Genomic DNA, 24,088 nt, shown 5'->3' on the forward strand with positions numbered 1-24,088 from the left:
CACTTCACCTTCACCTGAGCGTGAAGACCCTGGCCGGACCGTCCACCTGGCCCCCCGGTCGCAAGTGCAGCTCACCGCGAGCGGGAAACAGGACCACCGTGGCCACCGTGTGCTCGTGACGGATGTCGCCGTTCGCGGCGACGTGCACCGGCGGCGCCGACAGCAGCGCGAAGTGCTCCGCGGCGGTCGCGTTCGCGCGCAGCCCGGCGAGGCCCGTGACGCAAGCGTCGAGCCGCCGTACCGAAGCGCGGCGAGCGAACCGGTTCACCTCGTCTTCAGCCATCAGATCCGGGTGCAGGATGTGGTTCGTATGCGCGAAAACAGGTGCGGAGACGGTCCGCATCCGGCCGTCCACCAGCTCGACCCATGCCGCGCGGGACCGGTCGCAGAGCACGAGGTTGCGTGAACTGGCCAGCGGCAGGGTCTGAAGCAGCTCGATGCCCTCGTTCACGTCACGAGCGTGATCGAGGAGGTATCGGACCGCGAGATAGGGCGGTACCCCCGGTTTCCAGGTCCCTCCCAGGATCAGGTTGATGCCGATCGCCAGCCCGGCGTCGTTCAGGCCGAGGTAGCCGAGCTGCCCACCGAAGCTGAGCACGAGGGCGCGGCCGGGCGAACCGTCGCGCACCACCTCGAGGACGGCGATCTGGTCGGCGAGATCGCCGTTGAGATCGACCGTCTGCGCGAGTACCGGGGTGCCGTGCCCCACCCGCGCGTAAGCGGTGCAGTCGCCGTGAGCAGGCACCCTGCGGTAGCCCAGTATCTCGCGCCGTGCCTGCAGCAGTACCGCCTCCCGGCGGCTCAGGCCCGCCCCTTCCGCCAGCCCGTCGATCTCGTCGGCAAGCTCCGGCACCGCGGCGGCGATCGCCGTCCGGTAGGCGTCGATCGTGGGACCGAGCGTGGCCGGCGGCACGGGCCGCCACAGGATCCGGTTGAGGCGGCAGAGATCATCGTCGAGGAAAGCCCGCAAAGCGGCCGCGCGAGCCGTTCCATGCGCACGTCCCCGGGAACGGGCATCGCCCTCGACGCGGACGAACGGAACGTCCGGTACGCGGGTCATCCGGGAGTGATCTTCGGCTGCCGTTCGAGCTGTTCCTTGATCCGCGGCCACTCGGCGCGCAAGACGCTGAAGAACACGGCGTCCCGGCGTCGTCCTCCTGGCATCGGGTTGAAGCTGCGCAGCGTGCCTTCTTCGCGGGCACCGATATTACGCAGCGCGCTACGCGCCTGCTCGTTGAGCCGGTCGGTTTTGAACTCGACCCGTTCCGCCCCCAGGCGTTCGAAGGCGTGTCGGAGCAGCAAGTACTTCGCCCACCGGTTCATCCCCTTGCCGCGGAAATCCCGGCCGAGCCACGACCACCCGATCTCCAGCCTGCCGTCGCGTTCGGCCAGATTGCCGTAGCTCATGCTGCCCGCGGCGCGACCGTCACGTTTGTCGGTGACCAGGTAGACGACCCGGGTGCCGTTGGTGTGGTCGGCGAGCGTGGCGTCGAAGAAGGCTTCGAAGTCGGCATCGGTCTCGACGCGGGAGACGAAGAAGCGCCAGATGTCCGGGTCCATCGCGATGGACCGCACCGCGGCCCGGTCCTCGGCCACGATCGGCCGCAGGAGTACGTACTCGTTGTCCAGGGTCGTAGCCGCGAGTTCCAGCCAGCTCATGCCGTTCCTTTCGAGTCCGCCGAGTCCGTTCCGCTCATGGTGCCCTGGTAACGCCCGTTCTGTCGTTCACCTCGTTCTCGTGAGCGGCGAGGATCGCGGCACGCCTCGGTTTGAGTTGCGCGGTCAGCTGGCCGTTCGCCACGCTGAACCGCTCGCGGGCGAGCACGATCTTGGCGATCCGTTCATCCCGTTCGACCGTGGCGTTCGTCCGCGTCACCCAATCCGTGATCGCGTCCCGGTCGGGCGGACGGCCGACGGCCGAAACCACGGCGACCAGGTAAGTCCGGGAGGGGCAGAAGATGACGCACTCGTCGACCGCGGGGCATTCCCGCAGCCGTTCCTCGATGGGCCGCACGACGATCTTGCGGGCGTTGTCGAGCACGATGACGTCGTCGGCGCGGCCGCGGATGTAGAGGAAACCGTCGTCGTCGAAATAGCCGAGGTCGCCGGTGCGGACGGTGCCGTCGGTGCCGAACACCTCCTCCGAGGCGCCGGGCGGCCCGTACTCGTACCTTGTGTTCACCGGGTGGTCGCCGCGGACGCTGATCACCCCTTCGGCGTCGATCAGGACCTCCTTGCCGGGCACGACCTTTCCGACACTGCCGATCCGCCAGGCCCCGGGGTGGTTCTTGGTGACGATGCAGGTCTCGTTCAGGCCGTAGCCCTCGAAGATGGGCAGGCCCACGTCGGTGAAGAAGCGCAAGGTCGCCGGGCTGGCGGGCGCGGAGCCGGTCCACAGATACCGGATTCGGGGGCCGAAGAACCGTTGCGCGGCGATGGGGAGAGCCGCGGCGGGGTCTGCGGGCGAGATCCTGGCCGCCAGCGACTCGATCCGGCGCCGCATCACCTCGTAGAAGGCCGGGATTCCCATGACCACGCTCGGCGCGGCGCGCCTCAGCGTGGCGAACACCGCGTTGTGCGTGCTGATCGTGACGTCGTGGCCGTGCAGCAGAGCCGAGTAGATCCAATACCGTTGCTGGAGCAAGGACAGCGGCAGGAAGACGAACAGGTGGTCGTCCGGTCCGTGGGAGAACAGCTGCTGAACCGCGCGCAGTGAGCTTTCGATGCTGCCCACCGTCGCGGCCAGTCCCTTCGGCTCGCCGGTGCTGCCCGAGGTGAACTTGATCGTCGTCACGTCGCCGGGCCGATGGCTCACGGGTGCCGGCGTGGTCCCGGCGTCCAACCATCGGCGTACCTCGGCCATGTCGTGGACACCGGGCGCGTCCACCGGTGTGTCGGTGAACAGCAGACGCAGGCTGTAGCGCGCGAGAAGTGCGGGATCGACCCTGAACTTCTCCGGTTCCAGTCCCGCGGTGACGACGCCGAGCCGGAGCGCGGCGAGGTCCAGCAGCACCCATTCGAGGCTGTTGCTCCCGTGGATGCCGATGCGGTCCCCCCGGACGACACCGAGTTCGGCCAGCCTGCCGGCCACGTGCCCGGCCAGCTCCTGAAGCCGGCGGAGATCAAGCGATTCCGACCCGCCGAAGCGGGTGAAGGTGATGTGGCGATCGCTGCGGGGACGGCCGGTGGCGAGGTGGTCCAGCAGTGATTCGCTCACTCGTCCGCCTCCTCGGCGAAGAACACGCGCCCGGCGAGGTCGACGCGGGCCCCGGGGGAGAGCAGTTCCACGGCCGATGGCCAGCGTTCCGGTGGCGTCAGCCCCAGCGCGCCTGCCAGGCGACGGGCGAAGCGGGGCATCACCGGCGCGGCGCAACCGGCGAGCAACCGCGCGGCCGCCAGTTCGAGCGCGATCGCGGTACGGGCCTGATCGCTCCAGCCCGGCAGTCGGATGCCGGGTTCCTCTCGTCCGGCGAACGCGCGGGCGTCCTGAACCAGCCCGCTCAGGCCCTGGGTGGTCTGGTTGAGGGAGAAACCGTCCGGGCCGAGACTGCCGGTCAGTGCCCGGAGCCGGTGCTCCAGACCGGCGAGGAAGGCCGTGTGCTCGGGTGTCCAGGTGCCGGTGTCCGGAGCGTGGCCGCCGTACCGCTCGTCGACCCGGGCGCCGAGGTCGCGCAGCCAGCTCTGCCACTGTCCGATGAGGACGGTGCTCAGCACGGCCTCGAACTCACTCCGGCTGAAGCTGGTCCGCCGCCCTTCGGGGCGGGTCGAGGCGAGGAAGTATCGCACCGCGTCGACGCTTTCGGCCGAGAGGATCTCCTTGCCCCAGATCGCATGACGCCTGCTGGTCGAGAACTTGTCCTCCTCCAGCAGGTAGAACTCGTTGACGTGGTAGTCGATGTCGGGTCGCCACTCGGGAAACGCGAGCCGGTAGAGCGCGGGGTACAGCACCGCGTGGTAGAAGCTGTTGTCGAAGCCGAAGAAGTGGACGATCTTCCAGTCATGCCGTGGCCGATCCCACCGCCAGTTCTTCGCCGATCGGCGTCCCAGCGCCTCGATTCCGTACAGGAAGCCGTAGGCCATCTCCGGCCAGGCCCAGATGGCCTGATCATCCATGTCCGGCGTGGCAGGTGACACACCCCAGCCGGTGGGATGGGTGAGGCTGACGTCGAGCCTGGGGCGGGAGAAGAGGCGGTCGGCCAGTTCGCGCAACCGTGCCGGAACCCGGCCGAGCGCGTGGTGGTCCGCGACCGTCGCCCGGAAGTCGTGCAGGGGCAGGGAATGCCGGACCACCTCCGCCCGTCGCGGCGGTTCCGGGGACAGCGCCGACCGTGGCCGCAGCAGATCGACGCACGCGTTGGGTTCACCGCACTCCTCGCACAGGTTCCCCCCAGTCGGCTGCCCGCAAGCGGGGCACGCGCCGCTGACGTCTCCTTCGTACAGGTACTCACCGGTCTCGCCGTCGAACAGCGCGGTTCCGGGCGTCGGGCGGACCTCACCCGACGCCGTGAGCCGGGAGAAGAAGTCGCGCAGCCCGTCCGCGTATCGCGGCGCGGTACGCGGGACGGTGAACTGATCCGGTTCGATGTCCATCAGCGCCAGCGTCTCGCGAATCTCCGCGCTGAACCGCTCAGCGGTGGTGGCGGGTGACTCGGCGGCATCGCGCGCGTAAGCCGCGACGTAGCTCTGGAAGTCGTCGCTGCCGGTGAGATGCCATGCGTCCGCACCGTTCATCCGCTGGAACCGGACGTAGACGTCGGCACCGAGGTATGGGCCGGAAAGATGCCCGAGGTGCAGGTCACCGTTGGGTGTGGGCGGGGTGGAGAACACCAGTAGCGGTCGTCGCCGAAGCCTCGTCGGCGATTCCGCCGCGAGGGTCGCGTGTGCGAAATCCCGCCAATACACGTCGGCGAAGACGAGATCGGTTTCGCCGGTGTTCTCCACGACGTGGGTCTCGAAAGGCTCGAACAAGGCAACGGTTCCCGGCCCGATGGGATGGTTGGCTCCGTTCACGACCAGCTCGCCGGTGCCTTCGAGCACGACGAACATCTCGATCTCGTCGTGCTGGTGTGGGGCGGAGCTGGTGCCGGGGCGCACCCGTGCCCATCCCGCGCCGACGGTGCCCCCGTCGATCACGCTCATGTCGATGCCGAACGCCGGATGCAGTTCGGCGTCGGAGTACTTGTCAAGAATCACCACAGGCTCCTCGAACCGACGGGGACTTCCAGAAGATCGGCGGTCTCTCGGGCGATCGCCGGGGCCAGCCGGTAGCCCGAGCCGTTCGCGGCGCCCGCGAACACAACACGACCGGTGTCGTCAAGGGTGCGAACCTGCGGCTCGCCGTTGTCGCTGTAGGCGTCGCAGAACACCCTGCCCGACCTGAGGGCGGCTCCGGGCAGATAGCGGTTCAGCACGGTCTCCGCCTCGCGTCTGTGCTCGGCCGAGAGGCCCTCCGGCGGCGCGTCGGGATCGACATCCCATTCCGGGCAGGTGTAGCTGAACAACCAGTGCGCCCGGCGGGGCAGCGGGAGCAGGAAGGCGTCTTCCCGGTCGAACAGCACGAGACTGTGCCGCCGGGAGACCGGCCGGTCCAGATGCAGGGCGACCACCCGTTTCACCCTGGCGCCCACCGCGGGCACGAGGGTTCGCCAAGCGGGGTCGCCGAGCCAGGGGCCCGGGCAGAGCACGACTCGACCCGCCGTCAGGGTCTCGCCACTCGCCAGCCGCACCGCGACATGGGTCGAGCGGGGTTCCACACCGGTGACCCGCAACCCTTCGCCGATGCCGACCTGTGGCCGCAGGGATCGGGCCAGAAGCTGGGCGAGGGCGGGTACATCGGCGTGGTGGCAACCCCGGCATCGCCACACCGTGGCGCCCGGCGGGAGGGTCACTGACCGGCCCGGGACCGCGTCGCCCCGGCGCAGTTCCGCCCCGGCGAGGTAACCGGCCGGAGGCGTGGCACCGGAGGACACCACGTAAGCGTCGAGCGAACGGATGGGGGAAGCCGGTAGCTCCGCGCGGAGCCGCCGGTAGTAGCGCTGGCTGTATTCGGTCATCGCCTGGACGCGCGGTGTCGCCCCGCGCGGGAAGTGCACGCCGGCTGATCGCCGCGTGGCACCGGATCCGATGGCGTCGCGGTCGAGCACCACCACCGTGGAACTCGGCTGCCTCGTCACGATCTCCCTCGCGACGAGGCAGCCGACGATTCCGCCGCCCACCACCGCGACGTCGACGGTTCCGTACATCCTCAGGTCCCCTCCTGGCCGTCGACCGGCCGCTGGGCGGACCACTCGAGGAACGACGGGAGCTGGTCGTCGGAGTCGACCTCTCGCAATCGGTCGATGATGCGTCGGCAGCGCCACGCGAGCAGGCTCAGGTTCGGGTCGGCGAGTCCGCGCTGCTGCCGCGTGGCGTTTTGCACGAAGATGTTGCGGTCCCTCGGTCCGTCCCATCGGACGGCGAAGTTGCGGTCGATGCGGTATTCGTCGTTCTCCCGTTCCAGCCGGCTTTCCAGCGGTGTCAGGAAGTCCATCCGCGAGGGCCGGTAGCCGGTCGCCCAAACCACGACGTCCGCCCGCACGCGTTCGAGCGTTCCGGCGTGGGCGTTGTGGCGGCAGGTCAGCTCCCACTCGCCGGGCCTCCCGGCGACGTCGACCACCTCCCGGTTCGGGTACAGCGACACCAGGCCCTCGTGTCCGTAGACGAACCGGTGCAGATAGAACTGCTGATACAGCTGGCGCAGGGTCGACATCGAGATGCCGTCGCTGGAGAGGACCTGGCGGCGGTTGAACTCCGCCCGCGTCGCGGGGTCCAACCCGGCGAAGTAGTCCGAGTGGCAAGGCATGTAGAAGTCGTTGGTGAACGGCGAGTCGTCCAGCGGGAGGTAGTTCGGCCGCCGCGACAACCAGGTCACGTTGGCGACCGGGCGTTCGACCCGGCTGATCAGATCGAGTACCGCTTCCGCCCCGGACTGCCCGCCACCGACGACAGCGACCCGCTTGCCGCTGAGGTCACCCGCGGTGGTGAGGAAATCGCTGACGTGGAACTGGGTCTCGCCGAGTTTGCCGTTGGTGCAGGCGGGCAGCCACGAGCGCTGTCCGATACCGACGGCGATGTTCTCCGCCGTGAACGTCCGATGGTCGGTCCGTATCCGGAACAGGCCGTCGAACTCGACCGACCGCACTCGTTCACCGAAGAGCAGGTTCTTGTTCCGCCTGCTCGCCCATTCCAGATAGTTGCGGTACTCCTGCCGTGGAATGGCGTCGAATTGAGCGTTGGCGAAGTGGTAAATGCGGCCCTGGTCGTGCAGATACGCCAGGAACGAGAACTCGTTGGTCGGGTCGGCGAGGGTGACGAGGTCCTTGAGGAGCGACACCTGCAGCGTGGTGCCGTGGAACAGTTGCCCGTCATGCCAGCTGAACTCCGGCTCGCGTTCGAGGAACAGATTCGAGATTTCGGGACGGCCGTGCAGCAGCGAGGCGAGGCTCAGATTGGCCGGGCCGATGCCGATCCCGACACACCGGTACCGGATCTGCTCCCGGTTTCGTCCGGCGGCAACCGCCAAACGGTTCGTCTCGGGTGCCGCCACTGTTATCCACCTTCGGCGTGAATCGCTGTTGTCCACACAGGACCCGGCTCGGTCAGTGGTTTCAGTGTTCAGCAGCGCGAAAGCGGGCGGCAGATCCACATTGTGGTATGCCTGTTTTTCCGGAGGGGCTCAGCCGAAGGGGATGGCGATGTCGCACACCTGGTCGTCCGGCTCGGCCGAGGCGAAGTCGGCGAAGTACACCTCGCGAGGGGCGCCGGTCATGTTCAGCTCCCGCTGGGAGATCCAGTGCGTGACGAGGTCGTAGGCGGACAGGATCTGCGGGAACTCCACTTGAGCGCGGCGCAGGCGCAGGTACGCCTCGCGGTGCGCGGGCTCGTGACGGACGGCGAACTTGACGGCGGGTGCCACGTCGAGGGGGATCGGCACGCAGACCTCGACCGGCCCGTCGCTGTCCTCGGAGACGTCGCCGTAGTAGACGGCGAACGGGTGGCCCGCGGGTCCGCCGAGATCCGCGGCGGCCTTGTGCAGTCTGCCGAACGCGCCGCCGAGCCAGCAGGAAAGTGTGTCGACGGTCGTATGCCGCTGTTCGGTCAGGACCTGCTGTGGCAGCACGTCCCGTACGGCGACGGCGGTGGTGTCGGGTGTGTCCCCGCGCATCGTGCCGAGCAGGTGACTGACGAGTTCGCGGCGGACGGACATGTCGCGTTCGATCGTCTGCCAGTACCGCATGATCATCTCGGCAGCCTGCGGCGACGGTGCCGAGATGATCTCCGCGATGGTGGAGAGGGGGATGTCCAGGCGCCGCAGCGTGCCCACGAGCCTCGCGGTCTCCAACTGGCTTTCCTCATACCACCGATAGCCGGTCTGCTCGTCGACATGCCTCGGCGTGAGCAGGCCGAGGCGGTCGTACAGGCGCAGCGCCTTCAGCGACAGGCGTGACCGGCGTGCGAACACGCCGATCTTCAGCAGAGTGTCCACGCCGTCGAGCGTAGTGCAGGTGGGCGGACGGACACGGTCATCGAATGGGGAAGGCGATGTCACAGACGTCTTCGTCGTCGTCGGCGGCCATGAGGTCGGTGAAGTACACCTCGCGGGGCGCGTCGGAGATGGTGTATCCCTGCTTCGCGACCCACTGGGCCACCGTGGCGAACGCGTTCGCGATCTCCGAGGGGTTGGTGAACTGGTGTTTCTTCAGCCGTAGGTACGCCTCGCGGTGTGCCGGCTCGACCCGGGTCGGCAGGTCGCCCGCCTGATCCGGGGCGACGGGACCGCAGACCTCGACGGGGATCTCCGGCGTCTCGTCGGTGAACTGGCCGTGGTAGACGACGAACCAGGACCCGGTCAGCCCGTTGATCGCCTGCGCGGTGCCGAACTGCCGGTCCATCGCCTCGGTGAGCCACTCTTTCACGTCGGGCGCCGCGACGGTCCGCTGCTCGGTGAGCACGAACTGTTCGGGTACGTCGCGCTCGAGGATCTCGGTCATGGGGCTACTCCCTGTCTTCGCGGACGCTGTTCGCCCGATCAGGAGCGACACTGATGCCTGCCCCAAGGGAAGGGTCAAGAACGCGTGGCCGGTTCACCCGATGGTGACGGCTTCCCTTGCGGCGCTGCGCACGGACGAAGGTGGTGGGCTCGATCTTCAGGCGGCACGCTGATCTGCGACGGCACCGGAGACGGGAGACCAGGTGGCCAGCGACGAGAGAGTTCCGGCGCGGCATTCCGCCGCACCGGCCGGCACCCCGCTGCGAGACGTGCTCGCCGAGTTCGCGACCGGTGTCACGGTGCTGACGGTCGCCGGTGAGCGGCCGCACGGGATGACCGCCAACTCGATCACGTCGGTGTCCCTCGACCCGCCGCTGGTGCTGTGCTGCGTCGCCCGCACCGCACGGATGCACGACGCGATCGTGTCGACCGGCAGGCTGGGCGTGTCGGTGCTCGGCCGAGGGCAGGAACAGCTGGCCAGGTACTTCGCTGACAAGCGTCGCCCTGAGGGCGCGGGTCAGTTCGACCGGGTCGACTGGCGCCCTGGCCCGTACACCGGGGCGCCGTTGTTGAGCGGCGCTCTGGCCTGGCTGGAGTGCGAGGTGGCGGAGACCTACGAGGGTGGCGATCACTCGATCTTCCTCAGCCGGGTCCTCGACGCGACCCGCTGCAGCCGGCGCCTGCCCGGTCTGGTGTTCTTCCGGAGCGCTTTCCACCGCGCCGTGCGGATCAGGACGCTTTGACGCGGCCGTAGCGCAGTTCCAGTTCGCCGGTGGCGAGACCGTCCTGGACGTGGTGGAGGAGCGTGCCGAGACCCGAATCGTCCAGGTCGTCGGCTTTCTTGAAGCGGATACAGTTCTGGCCGAGGCTGACCTTGCCGAGTTTGCCCGCGTAGTCCTCGACGAGGTATCGGTCGTTCCGCACGGCGGCGATGTAAAGACTGAGGTAGTTCTTCTGCAGCGCCAGTCCGATGACCGGCCAGTCGATGGGTTCGGAAGAGGACTTGACCTGATATTGGAACTTCCCGTAGCCGATCAGGCTCATTCCCATACCGGGCTTTCCCGCGCCGGTGCCGCCGAAGAACTCCCGTTTCAGCTCCGGCGCCGCGTCCCGGACCATGCGGTCGACCGCCCGAAGGTCTGCTTCCCTGGCGGGATCCGCGGCGAAGTATTCCTTGAGATTGGACGCTGCCACTGTGAACATGGCGGCCAAGCGTACTCGCGATGTCGGACGGCCGAGTGAGGAATCACGCGCAAGTACCTCCTTGGAGGAAATATCGTGGTTTCGCCCGTCCTGCCATGACCCAGAAGGGTTTGCGGATTTCGCATCATCGAGTGTCGAGTATTGCGATCGCGGTACCACTTCGGCCGTTCGAATACTGAAGACCGCGTCGGCACGCAGCATTTCCAGCGAGTTTGGTGTCGAGCCGTACTGTCAGGCAGGGTGCGAAAGTGCGGCCCAGGGCGGCTCAGTGTCCTATCCCTGGGCCGCTCCCGGGCCGCTTCAGGATCAGTCGGGGCTTCCGGGTCTTCGTGTTCGATCCCGGTGCGGTAGTTCTTGGTCCAGTAGGAGATGCCCAACTCGCGGTCGTAGTCGGCGAGCTGGTGGACCCAGCGCTTCCCGACATACGGCACGTCGCACAGAGCGAAGTTGGGCGTAGGCCGTCGCCTCAGTGTCACCTTTACCGGCCATGTTCGCTATCGCAAACGTCCCTGAGAGACCTCTGGAGGGGGACTCTGGGCCGCTTGCAAATGCATGCATTCGCAGGTCCTTGGTCTCGCTTCAGGCTGGAGCCCGCAAACACGCCGCCGCGGCGGGCGACACGGTGACGGTCGAACCGCCGCGACGCCGACCTGCCGCCAGACTCCCGCCCCGCACCCTCGGTCGCCGCCTACGACCAGCTGCTGCGCAACACTCCGAGGAAGGGGGAACGCATCATGACTCGCACCACTGCTCGCGGCCGCGACCAGATCACCGAGGAAGCCGCCGACGCAGCCATCGAGCAGGCCACCTACAAGAGCTTCCTGTCCGAGCTGCTGTTCATCGAGTGCGAAGACCGCGAGGTCCGCCGCAAGGCCCGCCTGGTCAAGCAAGCCGGATTCCCGCGCACCAAACGCATCGAGGAAGGACTTCGACTTCGCCGCCAACCCGAACGTCTCGCCCGCCCTCGTCCACACTCTCGGCAAGGGCGCCTGGATCCGCGCCGGCCAGTCGATCTGCCTGATCGGAGACTCCGGAACCGGCAAGAGCCACCTGCTGATCGGTCTCGGCACCGCCGCAGCGGAAGCCGGGTTCAAGGTCCGCTACGTCACCGCCGCCGCGCTGGTCAACGAGCTCGTCGAGGCCGCCGACGACAAGCACTTGTCCAAGACGATCGCCCGCTACGGCCGCGTCGATCTCCTTTGCCTCGATGAACTGGGGTATCTCGAGCTGGACTGGCGCGGCGCGGAGCTGCTGTTCCAGGTGTTCATCGAGCGCGAGGAACGCTCCAGCATCGCGATCGCGAGCAACTCCGCGTTCAGCGAGTGGGCCCGCACCTTCACCGATCCGCGGCTCTGCGCCGCGATCGTCGACCGCCTGACGTTCGACGCGTCCATTATCGAGACCGGCACCGAGTCCTTCCGGCTGCGCACCACCAAACGCCGCCGCACCAACCGCGCCAGCTGACAACATCGGCCTGATCTGCGACGGGCCGTATGCCGAGCCCACGGCCCGGCATACGAGATCGTCGGCGGCGCTCGTGTCATCGTGGTCGCTCGAGATCAGGTGCGACCCGGGGGTGTGATCACGGTGCACGAACTGCCCGAGAAGGTCCAGCGCTGGGTGAGCGACGCGGTGGGAGGCGGCGCTCAGGTGGCTACAGCCACCGGCCTACGTCAGGGAGCCAATCCTTGGTTGTTGACGTTCGAACCGGGTGGTCGAGTCGAGGCGGCCGTGCTGCGACTCGGAGACCTCACTGATCCCGACCATTGCGAGCGGTTCGCCACCGAGGTCGCTGCCCTGCACGTTGCCGGCAATCACCAGCTGCCCGCGGCCAGGCTGATCGCCACAGATCTCGACGGTTCCGCGGCAGGCGCCCTGGCAGTGCTGACCACCGTCCTGCCCGGGCACAGCCGGATCCCCTCGGTCGCCTCCGCCGAGCGGCTCCAGGGCTTCGGGGCCGCAGCCGCCGCTTTGCAGGCGGTTCCGTTGGCGCCCCGGGCTGCACTGCCGCTGCGGACCCGCTCGATCGCGGACGTCGACTTCGCTGCTCAACGACGAGAAAAGGGCACCACCGCGCTGCTGGCGGCTGCGGAAGAACGCCTCGAACAGTTGCCCGCGCCCGGCGGCCCGACAGTCCTCGTGCATGGCGACCTGTGGTTCGGGAACACCCTCTGGTCCGGTGACCGCTGCACCGGCTTGGTTGATTGGGACTGCGCCGGCGCCGGATCGCCGGGAGTCGACCTGGGCGGTGCACGCTTCGACGCTGCCCTGATGTTCGGGCTACCCGCCGCCGAGCAGGTCCTGGAGGGCTGGCAGCACGCTGCCGGCCGACGAGCCGAGCAGGTCGCCTACTGGGATGTCGTGGCGGCGCTAGGCACCCTGGCCGACATGGCGTTCTGCGTTCCGGCGCTCCACGACCAGGGCAGATCAGACCTCGACGCTGACCTTCTCGGACAACGGCGGGACGCATTCCTCAGCACCGCACTGAGCCGACTCGACGTCGACGATCAGTAGTCAGCACACCACCGAAGCACGCAGGCCGACCAGCAGAAACACGCGAACAAGGTGGGGCCAAATCAGAGTGCCGAACCGGGGCCGATTCGACTTGCCGAAATCAACTGTCCACACTGCCCGCCCTAGGCAGCTCGGAGACCGTCATCGGCTTACTTCTTGCTTTTCCCCAGGATCGGGGACGATTCTCGAGGCGTCTCGCATGACGTACAGTGGGCCGCTGTGCCCAACAGAAGACTCTCGGTCGGCCTCTTCGTCGTGGCCGGTGCCCTTGTGCTGGCCGCGTGCGACGGTTCTGCCGCGCCGGGCGCCCGACAGGACGCTGCCGGCCTCGACCCCGCGAAGTGCGCTGACCCGAATTTCGCCAGTACTCACACGGAGTTCTGCGTCGACAACGCTTCCGCACCGGAAACCCCGGCGACCGATGCCGCCACGCTGCCCAACGGCTTGAAGGTCCGGATCATCTCCGCGAAGTCCGAGACCACGGATTCGAACGTTTACGACTCCGGCCCCACCGAGAACGTCCTGGTCACCATAGCTACCGAGATCACGAATACCGGCACCGCGCCATTCGTCTTTCCGACGGTGAAGAGCAACGTTCGCACAGAGCTGTTGTACGGCGCCAACCATGCCAAGGCGACGAACTCGGCCGTTCAGAAGGGCAACTCCACCGACCTGCCGGAGCAGCTCGTTGCGGGCGGATCGGTGACGATGACGTCGACCTTCACGATGCGCGCCGGGGGCGCGGACAACGTCGTCTTCCGGTTCAACCCTGACAACACCACCGCAGACGACATCACCTTCACGAACGTCCAGACTTTGTACAAGTAGCGCTCGCGCTCGTCGGTGCTTGTTCTGCCGCGTTTCCCCGGTTCGTAGTGAAAGAACTCGGGCGGCGTAGGTGGTCAGGGCTACGAGGTCGGCGTCCGAGTCGATCGCGGCTTCGGCAGCGAGTTCGGGACCACATGTGCCACACCAGTCGGCGAAGTGCCGCCATGCCTAGCGTTCTCGGGTGATCAGGGCGTGTGGGGTGTTCGTGGCGACGGTCGACGCGGGGGATACGCCGGGTCATGCTCTGGTATCGCCACCCGGGCTACCGGGTCGCCGACAGCGGGGAAGCTGTCTCCTCGATACACGGCCGGTGAGATGAGCGTCAGCGCCGGGCCCGCGCACGAACGCCGGTGGCGCCTCGCGGTCAAAGTGCCCTGGACACTGAGCTGGTCCGGAGCTTGCGGGGACTTCGGCCGGCACCGGACCCAACGACTTTTGTGCCCGAGTGGACGACGCGTCGTCGGTCTGAGGGAAGGCTGGAATGTCTGGCTGCCTGGGTGCGTGGCTAGGGGCCGGTTCCACGCTGGCGGCGCAACGCGCGGCGAACCTGTTCCTGCTCGTAGTCGAGTGCGATGGATTGCGGCGCGTCGGTGGTTTCGGGATCGGGCCAGAACTGGAGCAGGTGGTGTTCGACGCCGCGTACCGGTGCGGGTGGGTCGGTGCGGGCGGCGTGGTGATCGGCGCGTTCCAAGGCGGCCCGGAGTTGGTGTCGGTCCCCGGTGTAGCCGCGGACGCGGTACCGGCCTGGTGTGGGCAGGGGCAGTCGAGCGAACTCGACGTCGTGCATGAGGTTGTGCACGGTGGCGACGCTGTGGGAGAAGACCGCCGCTGTGGTCTGGACGGTGCTCCACCGCGGGCCGGGGTGCGGTGGTTCGCCGTCCCAGGACTGCAGGAGCGCGTCCGGGGCGTTCCAAACCCCGGACGCGCTCCTGACCACGACGTAGTCGCCGGTGGCGAACAGCCACCCGGTGCTGCTGCCCAGATCGGGCTCGTCGCCCCCGCCACCGCTGATGAGAAAGACACCGTATTGGGTGGTGGGTTCGCAGGTGATCTCGTGCAGCAGCGAGGTCATCAGATTTCCCGTCAGAGCGACTTGATTTCCACCCAGAAGCGGTCCTGGTCCTTATACATCATCCGCTCGCGAGTGTACCACTGTATTAACGAACCGCCGGCGCTGGAATTCTGGGTTCCGTCGACGTATTTCACGGAAAAGTCGTTATGCGTGCTGGCTGCGCCTTCCCGGGTGGAGGCGAATGGGTATTCGTCGCATTCTTCCCCGGGCTTGGGTGGCTGTTGCACTCTGAGTACGTCGCAGGTCCTTCTGACCTCGGCCCTGTTGGCGCCTTCCTCGTCTCCGGGGATGCGGTGCAGGGGTGGGGCGTCCGGGATGGGATAGGTGTACTTCCCGGGGATCCTCTTCGGATAGTCGCGCGGCGGGAAGGTGGTGTTCGGCAGGTCCTGCGCTTGCCGGATATGCAGGGCGACTTCGCCTTCGTTGTAGTTGGGGTTGTTGGTCCAGTAGGTGAGGTAGGAGAGCACGTTGGAGTTGACGCACGCGACGGTCTCGTTGGGGAAGTAGGTCGCGGAGTCACACCGGATGTCGTTGGGCGGGAAGTCGAACCGGCCCGTGTCGGCCGGGCGGTCGAGTATTTCGGACGAGGTGGAGAAGTACCAGCGGTGGTTGGACACCTTGTCGGTCTCGGTGCTCTTCGATTCGTCGGACAGGATCCCCCACCACAGCCAGATCTTGGTCTCGATCCGGTTCTTCCAGATGTCACCCGTCGCGTTGAACGCCGGGTAGTCGACGCTGCATCCCACGGTCGGGGCACCGCACTGCGGTCCCACGGAGAGCTTGAACTTGTCCAGGTTCTGGTAGACGCCCCAGTTGTCCTTGATCGCCGTCGGGCGGAGGAACACGTCCAGTTCCCGCGAGTGCCGGTTGCCCAGACCGACAGCGTCCCACGCGAGTTTCGCCGAGCCCAGGACCCTACCCGTCCGCTTGTCCCAGGCAACGGCCTGTATCCCCGAACGGTGGCACCAGAAGTTGCGGTGGAAAACATGCCCCTGAGTGCCCTCCGCCCGCGGATCCCGCATGCACAGGTCCAGGAGGAACGGATCGATGGGGCGGTCCGGGTTCTTCAGCTCATGGGTTCGGCCGGTGCTCGGCGGCCGGTAGTTCGAGATCTCGTCCAGCGCTTTCTGGATTCGCTCGTCGTCGGCCTTGTCGCCGGATTTGCTGGATGAGAAGTTCCCCAGTTCGGCGCCGCGGCGCTGGGCGTCCTCGATCGACGGTACCGGTGCCGGCGGGGACACCCCATCAGGGAGGCTGTCGAGCTTCTTCCCGTTCAGATCGGTGATCTCCACCCGCAGCGACGGCCCGTCGTCAGCACTCGCGAACGAGGCCCCCGGCGACAGTGCCGCGGCCAGCATGACGACGAGACCGATGGATATTCTACGAATTCTTCTTCGTGATGCCATCGTTTTCACGATATTCCCCTCATGACAGAAAGGCACACAAGTAGAAGTAGAGAAATAGCCCCATAGACGTCCGGCGTACTGTGACAGCCGGATCGACTGTCATCCTTCCTATCTATGTGATCATGGTGCGTCAAGTGCCGTAAATTCCGTGCGACGGAAAACGTAGAAAGCAGGTGTGCGCACGATCGATATGCCATGGGCTACAGCTCTGAAGAATTGTAGAGTCACAAATTAGGTGGCCTTATTTCTAATGATTGCGATGCCTGGCTGGCAACCGTGTCCGGCGGTCGATCGGCGGCGTGCGCAGTTCGTGCTCGAGCGCCGATCCGAGCAGGCTGGGGGTGCCCGGAGCGCGACTGAATCGGCAGGGTCGTCACAGGGTTGGCGCCTAACGCGCCGGCGTGCGACCTCTGCCGGAGCGTGTTGGCGGCGCCCCTCCTCGATTGTCGGTGCTGGATGCGATGATCCGCGCGCCCGGGACTCGCTTGGGCTGGGTGGGTACCCGGCTGTATGGAGGCCCTGAACCAGCACCGCCCAGCGCTCGCACCCTTCGGACCTGACACGCCGAAAGCGCCTCCATGCGCCGGAGCTGGCGACGCCGGACTTGGAGAGCTGATCCGCCCCTGGCTGGCTGCGTCAGTTCAGATTGAGGCTGCCTTCGCTCATGGTGCGTGGCGTCGGTACCCGTTCGGCCCGGTAGCGGGAGGGGAGGAAGGCCAAGTTGTGTGTGGTGCGATTACTGAACCGGTGTGGCTCGCGGGATCGTGAGTACGTAGGGGTAGGTCCGGCGGGCAGCTGCGCCTTGGATGGTGCCGGCTTGCTGCGCTAGGCGGGTTTGCAGCTCGGACGATGAGCCAAGTTGCTTCGCCTTGGACTTGCGGTAGTCGTCGGCGGTCGTAGTGTTCCATTGTTCGAGGGGGTACCAGCCGACGAGGTAGATGCCTGCCGTGGTGTTCATGTTGGTGAGGTGCGCTGGGCGAGTTGGGTGTCTTGAGCAGTGAGGGTGTCCTTATGCCAGGAGCCTTTGATTTCCAGGGGAATGCTGATGATCGGTGCTGCTGCGGTGTGGTCGTCAGGTGCGCGTGCGTCGATGACGAGGTCGGGACGTTCGCCGGAGTCACCTGTGCCGGTGGGGTGGATCATGACTTCGCGGTTGACGACGATGCGGCTGTGTTCGAGCCGGAGCTTAAGCTGGTGCGTGAGGTAGGCGCCCAGATCTCCCTCTGGTTTGGGTCGCCATTGTTTACTGGGAGTCCCGCTGGGGGCGTTGTTGATGTGTTCGCAGTCCCAGAGCAGGTTGCCGTGGGTTGGTAGATCGTCCGCGATGCTGTCCAGGGTCTCGATGATGACCTCGGCCAATTGTGCCGGGGTTTGGACCACGCGCCGGGTGCGGTTGCTGAGGAGTGCGGTGACCTGGTCGGTAGTGAGGTGGCCCGTGGCTGCGGCTTGCGCTTTGTGGCGGGCGTCGAGCAGAGCGGCCTGCAGGTCGAGTTGATCGGGGTCGTCGTTGACGAGTTGCCGTAGTTGGTGGACGGCGTCGGCTGTTCCGTGGGCAGCGAGGGTGGAGATGGTGCTGCGGCGCCAGTCGTGCACCTTGCGTTCGGGGCTGCTCCAGCTGCCGCCGATCTGGTAGGTGTCGGTGTCGGAGGGGCAGACGGCGGTGAGCCAGCGGTAGAGGCGGGCGAGTTCGACCTCGTCGAGTGCCTCGGTGATCGCTGCGGTGTCCTCTGTGCCTGCGCAGGCAAACGCCAGATCCCGCGCGAATGGCTCGGAGTCGGTGACTGCCTGATGGATCGTTGGCCAATGCTGTACGGCGTTGGCGGTGAGGAGGGCGTGGCCGGCTGCGGTGGCCAGCTTCAGGTCGATCTCGCTTGTTGGCTCGGCGAGGTGGCTGGCTATGGCCTGTTTGGCCAGAGTGATGGCGGTGGCGTCGCCGAAGTGGGCAGGGCGGTCTAAAAAGGTGGAACCAGGTGGAAACGGCAGCTTTGCGGATGCCTGGGTCCGCGGCAAGGACGAGTGGTCCGTCGGTGGTTACCGAGGCATGGGGAGGGGGCGCATCGGGTGTGGTGTCTGGGAGTGGGGCTCGGAGTGCGGAGTGCAGCTCCTCCGCCAGCGCGGTCAGGGTCGGTGTTATCTGCGTGGGGAGGTCCGGCAGGACCAGCGAGCTGGTGGAGTGGGTGAGGTAGGTCCGGACGTATTGCCCGACGGCCGTCTTGAGTTGGGCGGGTGCATGCAGGGTTGCATGGTTGAGGAGATCTTGGACAAGATCGGGGACGGCGTTGAAGTGTTCGGAGAATGCCAGGATGGCTCCCACCCACGCTGCCCATCGCTCGTTCGGAACGGTGGCGAGGGCAGTGTCTGTGTCGTTGTCGGTGGCATGAAGGGTGGCCAGGGCGGTGTATCCGGCGTAGGCGCGCCAGTCAGTGAGGGTGGTGCCCAGCCATTCCTGGTGGTGATCGTGTTCGGCGGACAGGTACCGGCGGGACGCCACTCGCAGCTTGTCTCGGAGTTCGTCCTCGGGCCAGAGCGCAGCCCCGGGGTAGGTGCTGATGTCCCAGTTCGATCCGGTCCGCGCGTTGAAGCAGACCGTCGACCAGCAGGGCACGGATATCCGGGTCGGTGATGATGGCGCTGTGGCTGGCAAGGCTTTCGGGGTCCGCGGCGGCCAGCCACCGTGCCTGGGCCGGGGCGTGGGCCAGCAACCATGCCGCGGTTTCGCGCAGATGCTCAGGGATGGCAGCGGTGTCTTCGTCGGGTGCGCTCACCAGGAACAGCCCCGTGAGCTGCGGGGTCGGGATGGGTGCTGGATCGGTGAGCCTCGCGGCGAGATACCGAGCGGTCAGGAACGCGGCGAATGAGGAGTGCGCGAACATCGCGGTGTTCTGACGCGTGCGCGAGAACAGTGCGGTGGCAAGTGTTTCCGTGACCCGAGGTTTGGTGACCTCGAAGGTGCCCGCGCCGGCCGATTCGTGGTCGCCGATGACCGCTCCGACCGGCACCGCCTGGTCAGACTGGTCTCCGACGAACCCGGTGTGGATGGTGCGCCGGCCGCTGAGCACCAGATGCGAGGCAACGCGCCTGGCGATCGCCAGCCGTTGTTCCCGGCTGGTGGTGGCGAGTTTGGGGTCCCGGTCGTCGTCGTGTTCATCCGCGAGCGCGGCGAGCCCTAGATCGAACAACCGTTTCGGACCGGCCTGTAGCACCTCAGGATCCTGGGCGTAGGCCGACAGCAGGACCCTGAGCGTGAGCGGGACGCTGGCCAGGACTCCAGCAGCGTTGTCCACCACCGTGCTGAGAAACGCCGATGCGTCCGCGCCGGTACTGGCCACCAGTTCCGTGGCGTCCGGCCGGGTCAGGGGCGCGAGATCGCCCACTACACACGACGTCAGCGCGTGCTCGAGAATCTGGGTGAGCTCGTGGCGATACTCCGCCGTGCGGCACGCGATCCAGATCCGTAGCCGATCGGTGTTCCTCGCCGCCAGCTTCTTTTTCAGCCAGTTCGGAAAGTGACGCAGGAACGGGCTCTCGTCGAGTTGATCGATGACGAGAACCAGGTCGGCGCCTTCGCCGGCGAGGTCGGTGCTCGCGGGAAGCGCGTCGAGGTAGACCCCGACGACTTCCTGGGCGGAGCTGATGTCGGCGAGTTGTGAGCCGGTCACCCAGACCGTTCCCGGCTGCCCCGGGAGCGGAGGTGCGGCCTGATCATGTTCCGAGCTGAATGCGTTGAATGTGGTGGTCTTTCCCGATCCTGGCTCACCCAGCAGAACCCACGCACCGGAACTACTTGCCTCGCTCGGCCGCAACCACTCGGCTTCGTGATCGTCAGGCGGCGGCAGGAAACCGTCCGCGTCCAGCGTGAACGGCGGGTCGTCCCCGTCGCTTGCGGAACGACGACGCACCCACCGTTCGACGACCACGTCGAAGTCCATCTGCTGCACCGCCCGTTCTCTCGCCTGGTCCGGCGGACAGGCAGGTCGAATCCTACAAGCGATCGGTTCGTCTCGGTCGGTGATGATGACTGGTGCACGCCGGATTCCGACGGATACTCACCAGGAGATTCGCACGCCCGTCATCGTCCGTAGGGAACAGGGGGCGGTGACGGCCTATTGCCATTCGGTTCCGGCGCATTGCCGGACGAGATCGGCGGTTAGCGGTCCGCCGTGGGGATGCAGAATCACAGCGCGGAGTTCGGGGTCGGTGGCCAAATCGCAGAGATCCACCGGAAGGCATTCCGAGGCCCAGAGGGGTTCGATGAGTCCGCGGATCGCGTCAGGGTTTGTTTCGAGGTGGTCGGCGATCGATGGCCATCGCACGCGGATGATGGTCCATAGGGCGAGGACGTCGGAGGGGACGGTGTTCTGCTCGAGGGTGCGAACCGACCGCAGAATGCTGTAGGTGTTGAGAAATTTCTTGATGTTGCGTGGGTTGGGGTGCAGTAGCGGGAGAAACTTACGCAGGCTGTGTTCGGTGTGTTCACGGTTCTGTGGCGAGGCGAGGGCGAGTGCTGCGTCCCTGGCGAGCTGGTCTCGCGCGGCAGGGGTGGCGGCGCCGAAGATTTCCAGGATCTGGGATTCGTCGTCGGCACCGGCGAGGGCGGTTTTGCCGGCTGTGATCTCCTGGTCGAGGTCACCGTCGCCGTGGGTGTCGGTGATGTTGAGCAGGTGCCCGAGGTAGGTCGTGCGTGCTCGGGTGCTGGGCATTGGAACGGGGACGGTCAACTGGAACAGTTTGTCCATGAACAGGTAGCCCAGGGAGTAGCCGGGAGTGGAGACCGAGCCGAGGAAGGTGGGGAAGGCATCTTCGTAGCTCTTGCGGAGCCAGGCGCCGTCGGCGGCGACGACGAAGTACGCGGCTGAGTGCTCGGTTGTCGTCGGTGTCGGAGTGTCGCGGATCAGGGTCTGGACCGCGTCGAGAAGGTCGACCACATAGCTGCCTGGGCAGCGGTCGAGGTCGTCGATGAAGAACACGACGGGCTTTCGGGCTTTGCCCAGCATCCAGTCGAAGTGGGCGGCGACCTGATCCATCGGATTGGGAGTGGATTGCTCGAACAGACGGGCCCCACGGACGGTGTCCCACAACAGTGTCCGGCCCACGACGCGGGCGCCGGCCCACAGAGTCACCAGGGTGGCGACCACGGCGGTCACGGCTTTGGCGAGGGTGGCGAGCGCGTCTCCTCCCGCGATACGCGGCAATAAGAAGACGGCGAGTCCCGCTACTAGAAGGGCGAGCAGGAACAGCGACAGTGTGACGCCGGCACCGACTCGCCGGGCACGCACCACCGCTTCGGCGACGCGGAGCCCGGCCCTGGAGACAGCACCTCGCTCACAAGCGACCGCCCCGCGGGTCGCGCACAGCAGCGCCCACCACGGCGGCCCGAGACGTGACTGGCGCCAGGCGTCGAACCGGACGATCGTGAACTCATCCTCGAGCCGGAGCTGAAGAAAGTTCAGCAGGGTGCTCTTGCCTGTACCCCAGGCACCATCGAGGTGGATGAGGAATGAGGTTGAAGGAGCCCTGCCGCGGACGTCGCGCAGTTGAGCGGCGAGGACGTCGGCTAAGGACGCCCGGCTGAGGTGATCATCGAGGGCGGGGGCATCGCTGGCCCAATCGACTTTGGTCTCGGGCGTAGGAGGACCTGGTACGGGTTGCTCAGGGGTCGTCGCATGACCTGGGAGCGACGATTCCATCGTGAATTCAATATGAAGGCGATGGGCTTGCTCGTTGACCCATTCTTTGATGACGGCGCTGGTCGGACCATCGAGGTCCTCGGCCAGAAGCCCAAGGAACATAATGACCGGAGGGATTCCGTCCGGGCCGGGGTTGAAGTCTGCCAGGAACTGGACGGCGTTCCATGGGGTGGTGATGTGATCGAGTGACGGAACGGGGATCGTCGGCCCGAGCGCGCGACGGATCAGGGCATGCAGGTTCGGGACATCCAGTAGAAGTAGGTAGCTGCGCAGTGTAGCCAGGGCTGACGCCGGAAACAGTTCCGGGACGGGGCCGTCCGCCATGGACACGGCTTGGGAAGCCTGGGTGTAGACTTCGCCGACCAGCCGGAGGTAGCACGTGCCGGAAAACGTCCTCACGTGCATCGAGATCCGCTGGTACAACTCGGGCTGCAGCCCCGGATCGTTGGCGATGACCTCGTCGAAGTACCGTGCCGACGCGATGACGGCGATCAAATTGCGGGATACGAGGAACGTGTCCTTGACACTCTGCGCATCAAGGATACGAAAGGCGGTGTCGATAGCCTCGCCGAACCAACCTTCGCCGTCGTTGAGTACCTCGCCGAGATTTAAGGCCATACGCAATCTGATCTGCGCTTGCGGGGTTCTCGTGTGGTTGTAGCGGCGGAGGGCAACGGCGAGACGCTCCGGCAGCTGGTCGGCGACGAGAGACCTCGGCGTTCCGGGCGGCTGCAGGATCAGTACGCCGTCACCACGGTCCTCGGTTACCATTTCGTCGAAGTCGAGAAGGCTTTCAGTGAACGCGGTCCTCAGCACGTCGTACACGCCTCGGCGGAGCTCCACCCGATCGAACGAACGGCTGGCTGGGGAAGCAGTACCCACAACATCGACCACGATGATCGTGCGGACGGGGTTCTGCGCCGGGGTCGTCACAAGCCGATGCCTTTCTTGGCTTCACGTGAGGCCCAGCTGGGCAGAAGGCGGCACGCTGGGCCAAGGGCAACCTTGAGGGTTTTACACCACCGACATCTAACGGCCTCGCCAAGAAGGGACTTGAGGTCTCTTTACCGGTCATCCAGTTCCACTGAGTGTCGGCGTCCGCGGAGGTGCGGCTACGCCGACGTGGATGCGAAGCCGTATTCGCGCAGGATGCGCCCGTTCTGTGTGTCGTTCCAGGCTGGGGTCAGGAACTCGAGCGCGTCGGCGGGCATGGCACGAGGGTTGGCCCATACGAGCTCGGTGCACTTGTGCGGCTCGCGGATCTGCGGGGTGCCTGTCCATGTTCGGGCGGTGTAGAAGATGTCCATCCTCGGTTCCTGGGACATGCGGAACCAGGTGGCGCCGGGGGTGAGGTCGGCGGCGCGGAGTTCGATGCCGAGTTCTTCGGCGAGTTCGCGGATCGCGCACTCGGTCGGTGTTTCGCCGAGGTCGACGTGCCCGGCCGGGAGCCCGAGTTGCCCGTCGGCGTAGCCGGAGCCGGCGCGCCGCATCAGCAGCACGTGCTCGTCCGCTGATTCGTGTCCGTGATCGAGTTCCTGGATGAGGAAGACGTGCACGGCGAGGGGGTAGCGGTCGTGTTTGGTGTCGAACACGTACTGCTGGGCGGTCATGGGTCTCCTCAGCTGGCGGACGTGGTGGCGAGGGCTTGCGGCTGGATGTGGCGTGATCCGTCGACGTAGACGGTAATGCCCTTGCAGCCGAGTTCGAACGCGGTGGCGTAGGTGTCGTACACGTCGATCGAGCGCGCGGTCGCGGGCAGGTTGACGGTTTTGGATACTGCTTCGTCGACGCAGGCCTGTACTGCGGCGGCCATCGCCAGGTGTCCTGCCGTGCTGATTTGTGTCGCGGTCGCGAGGACCGCGCGCAGCCGTTGCGGCAGTGTCGGGTCGGCCGGAAGGCGTCCGTGCGTGTCGACGAAACCGAGCACGTCGGTCCGGCCTGCGGTTTTTAGTGCCGCCACGACTCCTGCGCGTTGCTGGCTGGGCAGGTCGTCGGAGAGCCGGAACAGTGGCTCGATCCCGGTCGAGGCTCGTACCACCGGCGCCGAGCGGCCGGTGGGCGGCACGGCGATGGTGGAGGAGTTCCGCAGCAGACCGGTGGTGGCGATCTGGTCGGCGAGGGCGGCCCAGTCGCCGCGGGTCACGCTGTCGACCTCCAGTTCGGTGAACCGGCGCAGAAATCGCGGGTCGGCGTAGCGGGACCGGCCGCTGGCCACGGCTGGGCAGCCACCGCGGGTGGCGGCAAGTTCGACGGAGGCGAGTTTGGAGGTGTAGTTGACCAGTGCGAGTACTTCCTGGGCCAGTCGGCGGCCTTCGGCGCTGTCGTAGGGGAGTCCGGCCGCGAGCAGCAG

19 protein-coding genes and 1 pseudogene are annotated in these 24,088 nt (G+C 66.6%); 4 read left to right on the forward strand and 16 right to left on the reverse strand.

Annotation, left to right across the window (positions count from 1 at the left end):
• Nucleotides 1-10 precede the first annotated feature (10 nt).
• From ACIBTM_RS26955 to ACIBTM_RS26990, 8 genes are all read right to left on the reverse strand, one after another.
• Nucleotides 11-1,060 (reverse strand): C45 family autoproteolytic acyltransferase/hydolase, encoded by a 1,050-nt coding sequence (locus ACIBTM_RS26955; RefSeq protein ID WP_395879914.1) that lies wholly within the window; start codon nt 1,058-1,060, stop codon nt 11-13.
• Complete coding sequence (locus ACIBTM_RS26960) at nt 1,057-1,659, reverse strand: GNAT family N-acetyltransferase (RefSeq protein ID WP_395879915.1); 603 nt, start codon at nt 1,657-1,659, stop codon at nt 1,057-1,059. The genes ACIBTM_RS26955 and ACIBTM_RS26960 overlap by 4 nt, the downstream gene beginning before the upstream one ends.
• Nucleotides 1,660-1,693: 34 nt before the next feature.
• Nucleotides 1,694-3,217 carry an AMP-binding protein gene (locus ACIBTM_RS26965; protein WP_395879916.1) on the reverse strand — a complete coding sequence of 508 codons (1,524 nt, stop codon included), beginning with the start codon at nt 3,215-3,217 and terminating at the stop codon, nt 1,694-1,696.
• Nucleotides 3,214-5,193 (reverse strand): class I tRNA ligase family protein, encoded by a 1,980-nt coding sequence (locus ACIBTM_RS26970; RefSeq protein WP_395879917.1) that lies wholly within the window; start codon nt 5,191-5,193, stop codon nt 3,214-3,216. The genes ACIBTM_RS26965 and ACIBTM_RS26970 overlap by 4 nt, the downstream gene beginning before the upstream one ends.
• Nucleotides 5,190-6,242, reverse strand: coding sequence for an NAD(P)/FAD-dependent oxidoreductase (locus ACIBTM_RS26975; RefSeq protein WP_395879918.1), 1,053 nt, complete (start codon nt 6,240-6,242; stop codon nt 5,190-5,192). The genes ACIBTM_RS26970 and ACIBTM_RS26975 overlap by 4 nt, the downstream gene beginning before the upstream one ends.
• A gap of 2 nt (nt 6,243-6,244) precedes the next feature.
• On the reverse strand, nt 6,245-7,585 hold the full coding sequence (locus ACIBTM_RS26980) for a lysine N(6)-hydroxylase/L-ornithine N(5)-oxygenase family protein (RefSeq protein ID WP_395879919.1): 1,341 nt from the start codon (nt 7,583-7,585) through the stop codon (nt 6,245-6,247).
• Nucleotides 7,586-7,714: 129 nt separating this feature from the next.
• Nucleotides 7,715-8,524 carry a MerR family transcriptional regulator gene (locus tag ACIBTM_RS26985; protein WP_395879920.1) on the reverse strand — a complete coding sequence of 270 codons (810 nt, stop codon included), beginning with the start codon at nt 8,522-8,524 and terminating at the stop codon, nt 7,715-7,717.
• A 37-nt stretch (nt 8,525-8,561) separates the two neighbouring features.
• Entirely contained in the window at nt 8,562-9,029 is a 468-nt protein-coding gene (locus ACIBTM_RS26990) for a GyrI-like domain-containing protein (RefSeq protein WP_395879921.1), read from the reverse strand.
• 202 nt (nt 9,030-9,231) lie between these two features.
• On the opposite strand from ACIBTM_RS26990, the gene ACIBTM_RS26995 reads away from it, so the two are divergent.
• Nucleotides 9,232-9,771: a flavin reductase family protein gene (locus ACIBTM_RS26995; RefSeq protein WP_395879922.1), complete on the forward strand. Its 540-nt coding sequence runs from the start codon at nt 9,232-9,234 to the stop codon at nt 9,769-9,771.
• On the opposite strand, the gene ACIBTM_RS27000 is transcribed toward ACIBTM_RS26995, so the two are convergent.
• A complete protein-coding gene (locus tag ACIBTM_RS27000) occupies nt 9,758-10,231 on the reverse strand; it encodes a DUF1801 domain-containing protein (protein ID WP_395879949.1) in 474 nt (157 codons plus the stop codon). The genes ACIBTM_RS26995 and ACIBTM_RS27000 overlap by 14 nt on opposite strands.
• Before the next feature lie 747 nt (nt 10,232-10,978).
• Here ACIBTM_RS27000 and ACIBTM_RS27005 point away from each other — a divergent pair.
• The 3 genes from ACIBTM_RS27005 (at nt 10,979) to ACIBTM_RS27015 (ending at nt 13,573) form a co-directional block, all read left to right on the forward strand.
• Nucleotides 10,979-11,695 (forward strand): ATP-binding protein, encoded by a 717-nt coding sequence (locus ACIBTM_RS27005; RefSeq protein ID WP_395879948.1) that lies wholly within the window; start codon nt 10,979-10,981, stop codon nt 11,693-11,695.
• A 114-nt stretch (nt 11,696-11,809) separates the two neighbouring features.
• Complete coding sequence (locus tag ACIBTM_RS27010) at nt 11,810-12,745, forward strand: phosphotransferase family protein (protein WP_395879924.1); 936 nt, start codon at nt 11,810-11,812, stop codon at nt 12,743-12,745.
• Between the two features lie 270 nt (nt 12,746-13,015).
• Nucleotides 13,016-13,573: a hypothetical protein gene (locus ACIBTM_RS27015; protein ID WP_395879925.1), complete on the forward strand. Its 558-nt coding sequence runs from the start codon at nt 13,016-13,018 to the stop codon at nt 13,571-13,573.
• 505 nt (nt 13,574-14,078) lie between these two features.
• Here ACIBTM_RS27015 and ACIBTM_RS27020 read toward each other — a convergent pair.
• From ACIBTM_RS27020 to ACIBTM_RS27050, 7 genes and pseudogenes are all read right to left on the reverse strand, one after another.
• Nucleotides 14,079-14,645: a hypothetical protein gene (locus tag ACIBTM_RS27020; protein WP_395879926.1), complete on the reverse strand. Its 567-nt coding sequence runs from the start codon at nt 14,643-14,645 to the stop codon at nt 14,079-14,081.
• 11 nt (nt 14,646-14,656) lie between these two features.
• A complete protein-coding gene (locus ACIBTM_RS27025; RefSeq protein WP_395879927.1) occupies nt 14,657-16,051 on the reverse strand; it encodes a NucA/NucB deoxyribonuclease domain-containing protein in 1,395 nt (464 codons plus the stop codon).
• A 954-nt stretch (nt 16,052-17,005) separates the two neighbouring features.
• Nucleotides 17,006-18,061 (reverse strand): hypothetical protein, encoded by a 1,056-nt coding sequence (locus tag ACIBTM_RS27030; RefSeq protein WP_395879928.1) that lies wholly within the window; start codon nt 18,059-18,061, stop codon nt 17,006-17,008.
• 410 nt (nt 18,062-18,471) lie between these two features.
• Entirely contained in the window at nt 18,472-19,980 is a 1,509-nt protein-coding gene (locus ACIBTM_RS27035) for an NACHT domain-containing protein (protein WP_395879930.1), read from the reverse strand.
• A gap of 174 nt (nt 19,981-20,154) precedes the next feature.
• On the reverse strand, nt 20,155-22,671 hold the full coding sequence (locus tag ACIBTM_RS27040) for a P-loop NTPase fold protein (RefSeq protein WP_395879931.1): 2,517 nt from the start codon (nt 22,669-22,671) through the stop codon (nt 20,155-20,157).
• Between the two features lie 179 nt (nt 22,672-22,850).
• Nucleotides 22,851-23,348 carry an NUDIX domain-containing protein gene (locus tag ACIBTM_RS27045; protein WP_395879932.1) on the reverse strand — a complete coding sequence of 166 codons (498 nt, stop codon included), beginning with the start codon at nt 23,346-23,348 and terminating at the stop codon, nt 22,851-22,853.
• 8 nt (nt 23,349-23,356) lie between these two features.
• Nucleotides 23,357-24,088, reverse strand: a pseudogene (locus ACIBTM_RS27050) (hypothetical protein); the annotation flags it as partial.

Source organism: Amycolatopsis sp. NPDC049868 (genome assembly GCF_044461365.1).
Lineage (GTDB): Bacteria > Actinomycetota > Actinomycetes > Mycobacteriales > Pseudonocardiaceae > Amycolatopsis.

Excerpts from the sequence above, each read along its gene's own strand:
- ACIBTM_RS26955 (WP_395879914.1), bottom strand. The coding sequence starts at position 1,060 with ATGACCCGCGTACCGGACGTTCCGTTCGTCCGCGTCGAGGGCGATGCC.
- ACIBTM_RS26960 (WP_395879915.1), bottom strand. The coding sequence starts at position 1,659 with ATGAGCTGGCTGGAACTCGCGGCTACGACCCTGGACAACGAGTACGTA.
- ACIBTM_RS26975 (WP_395879918.1), bottom strand. The coding sequence starts at position 6,242 with ATGTACGGAACCGTCGACGTCGCGGTGGTGGGCGGCGGAATCGTCGGC.
- ACIBTM_RS26990 (WP_395879921.1), bottom strand. The coding sequence starts at position 9,029 with ATGACCGAGATCCTCGAGCGCGACGTACCCGAACAGTTCGTGCTCACC.
- ACIBTM_RS27000 (WP_395879949.1), bottom strand. The coding sequence starts at position 10,231 with ATGTTCACAGTGGCAGCGTCCAATCTCAAGGAATACTTCGCCGCGGAT.
- ACIBTM_RS27020 (WP_395879926.1), bottom strand. The coding sequence starts at position 14,645 with ATGACCTCGCTGCTGCACGAGATCACCTGCGAACCCACCACCCAATAC.
- ACIBTM_RS27025 (WP_395879927.1), bottom strand. The coding sequence starts at position 16,051 with ATGGCATCACGAAGAAGAATTCGTAGAATATCCATCGGTCTCGTCGTC.
- ACIBTM_RS27035 (WP_395879930.1), bottom strand. The coding sequence starts at position 19,980 with ATGGACTTCGACGTGGTCGTCGAACGGTGGGTGCGTCGTCGTTCCGCA.
- ACIBTM_RS27045 (WP_395879932.1), bottom strand. The coding sequence starts at position 23,348 with ATGACCGCCCAGCAGTACGTGTTCGACACCAAACACGACCGCTACCCC.